The sequence below is a fragment of the Kocuria marina genome (genome assembly GCA_014652975.1).
Lineage (GTDB): Bacteria > Actinomycetota > Actinomycetes > Actinomycetales > Micrococcaceae > Kocuria > Kocuria marina.
In genome coordinates, this window is the sequence record BMZV01000012.1 from 1 (window position 1) to 3,132 (window position 3,132).

At 55.1% G+C, this 3,132-nt stretch carries 1 rRNA gene; it reads right to left on the minus strand.

Annotated elements, in window-relative coordinates:
* Nucleotides 1–2: 2 nt before the first annotated feature.
* A 23S ribosomal RNA gene (locus IE157_RS12665) occupies nucleotides 3–3,130 on the minus strand.
* Nucleotides 3,131–3,132 lie beyond the last annotated feature (2 nt).

Here is a 3,132-nt window from a genome sequence, read left to right on the forward strand (position 1 = left end):
GTGTGTAGAAGTCTTCGGTGTATTAGTACCAGTCAGCTCCACGTCTTGCAACGCTTCCACATCTGGCCTATCAACCCAGTCGTCTACTGGGCACCTCACACCCCACAAAGGAGGTCAGGAAATCTCATCTCGGAGCAAGCTTCCCGCTTAGATGCTTTCAGCGGTTATCAATCCCGAACGTAGCTAATCAGCGGTGCTCCTGGCGGAACAACTGACATACCAGAGGTTCGTCCGTCCCGGTCCTCTCGTACTAAGGACAGGCCTCCACAAATTTCCAACGCACGCAGCGGATAGGGACCGAACTGTCTCACGACGTTCTGAACCCAGCTCGCGTACCGCTTTAATGGGCGAACAGCCCAACCCTTGGGACCAACTCCAGCCCCAGGATGCGACGAGCCGACATCGAGGTGCCAAACCATGCCGTCGATATGGACTCTTGGGCAAGATCAGCCTGTTATCCCCGAGGTACCTTTTATCCGTTGAGCGACGGCCATTCCACAATGTACCGCCGGATCACTAGTCCCGACTTTCGTCCCTGCTCGAGCTGTCACTCTCACAGTCAAGCTCCCTTGTGCACTTACACTCAACACCTGATTGCCGACCAGGCTGAGGGAACCTTTGGGCGCCTCCGTTACTCTTTAGGAGGCAACCGCCCCAGTTAAACTACCCATCAGGCACTGTCCCTGACCCGGATCACGGGCCGAAGTTAGATATCCAGAGTGACCAGAGTGGTATTTCAACAACGACTCCACCACCACTAGCGTGACGGCTTCACAGTCTCCCACCTATCCTACACAAGCCACACCGAACACCAATACCAAACTATAGTAAAGGTCTCGGGGTCTTTCCGTCCTGCTGCGCGAAACGAGCATCTTTACTCGTACTGCAATTTCGCCGAGTTCATGGTTGAGACAGTAGGGAAGTCGTTACTCCATTCGTGCAGGTCGGAACTTACCCGACAAGGAATTTCGCTACCTTAGGATGGTTATAGTTACCACCGCCGTTTACTGGGGCTTAAATTCTCCGCTTCAACCCCGAAGGGTTTAACGAGTCCTCTTAACCTTCCAGCACCGGGCAGGAGTCAGTCCGTATACATCGTCTTACGACTTCGCACGGACCTGTGTTTTTGATAAACAGTCGCTTCCCTCTAGCCTCTGCGACCCCGACCAGCTCACACCGCGTGGGTGTTCACCAACCAGGGCCCCCCTTCTCCCGAAGTTACGGGGGCATTTTGCCGAGTTCCTTAACCATGATTCTCTCGAACGCCTTAGTATTCTCTACCTGATCACCTGTGTCGGTTTAGGGTACGGGCGACTAGAACCTCACGTCGATGCTTTTCTTGGCAGCATAGGATCACCGAATTCCCTCACCTAAGAGAGTCCCATCACATCTCAGGCCCATGACCCGCGGATTTACCAACGAGTCGCCCTACATGCTTAGACCAGGACAACCATCGCCTGGCTCGGCTACCTTCCTGCGTCACACCTGTTAACACGTTTACCTCCCCGGATCAGGTCCCACGCTCCCCACACACTCCCGTGACCGTAAACGGCCACGGATCGTGGTGGTTCGGGTGGTTAGTATCCCCGGTTCGATAGGGTCGGTTCTTCGTCGGTACGGGAATATCAACCCGTTGTCCATCGACTACGCCTGTCGGCCTCGCCTTAGGTCCCGACTCACCCAGGGCAGATTAGCTTGACCCTGGAACCCTTGATCATCCGGCGGACGGGTTTCTCACCCGTCTATCGCTACTCATGCCTGCATTCTCACTCGTTGAGGTTCCACCACTGGGTCACCCCGCAGCTTCACTACCCCAACGACGCTCCCCTACCCACAACACCACCTCAACCACAAACGGCTCAGCTATACGGTGTCATGCCACAACTTCGGCGGTGTACTTGAGCCCCGCTACATTATCGGCGCGGAATCACTTGACCAGTGAGCTATTACGCACTCTTTCAAGGGTGGCTGCTTCTAAGCCAACCTCCTGGTTGTCTAAGCAACTCCACATCCTTTCCCACTTAGCACACGCTTAGGGGCCTTAGTTGATGGTCTGGGCTGTTTCCCTTTCGACTATGAAGCTTATCCCCCACAGTCTCACTGCCACGCTTACACTTCACCGGCATTCGGAGTTTGGTTGACGTCAGTAACCTTGTAGGGCCCATCAGCCATCCAGTAGCTCTACCTCCGGGAAGCAACACGCAACGCTGCACCTAAATGCATTTCGGGGAGAACCAGCTATCACGGAGTTTGATTGGCCTTTCACCCCTACCCACAGCTCATCCCCTCCATTTTCAACTGAAGTGGGTTCGGTCCTCCACGCGCTCTTACACGCGCTTCAACCTGGCCATGGGTAGATCACCCCGCTTCGGGTCTAGATCACGCCACTACACAACGCCCTATTCAGACTCGCTTTCGCTACGACTACCCCACACGGGTTAATCTCGCGACGTAACACTAACTCGCAGGCTCATTCTTCAAAAGGCACGCTGTCACCCCAAAAGGCTCCAACGGCTTGTAAGCACACGGTTTCAGGTACTATTTCACTCCCCTCCCGGGGTACTTTTCACCATTCCCTCACGGTACTGATCCGCTATCGGTCATCAGGAAGTATTCAGGCTTACCAGGTGGTCCTGGCAGATTCACACGAGATTTCACGGGCCCCGTGCTACTCGGGAACAACGTCACACCACGCACACCACGGTTTCGTCTACGGGACTCACACCCCCTACGGTCTGGCACTCACCACCAGTTCGACTACCACAGCGCCACAGCGCCCGGGGTGGCGACCCCGAGAACAACGCATCCCACAACCCCGATCATGCAACCCTCGCCAGGTATCACACACAACCGGTTTAGCCACCATCCGCTTTCGCTCGCCACTACTCACGGAATCACTATTGTTTTCTCTTCCTATGGGTACTGAGATGTTTCACTTCCCCACGTTCCTCCTCGCACCCTATGAATTCAGATACGAGTGACCACGCATGATACGCAGCCGGGTTACCCCATTCGGAGACCCTCGGATCACAGCTCGTTTATCAGCTCCCCGAGGCTTATCGCAGATTTCCACGTCCTTCATCAGCTCCTGATGCCAAGGCATCCACCGTGTGCCCGTAACAACTTCTACGC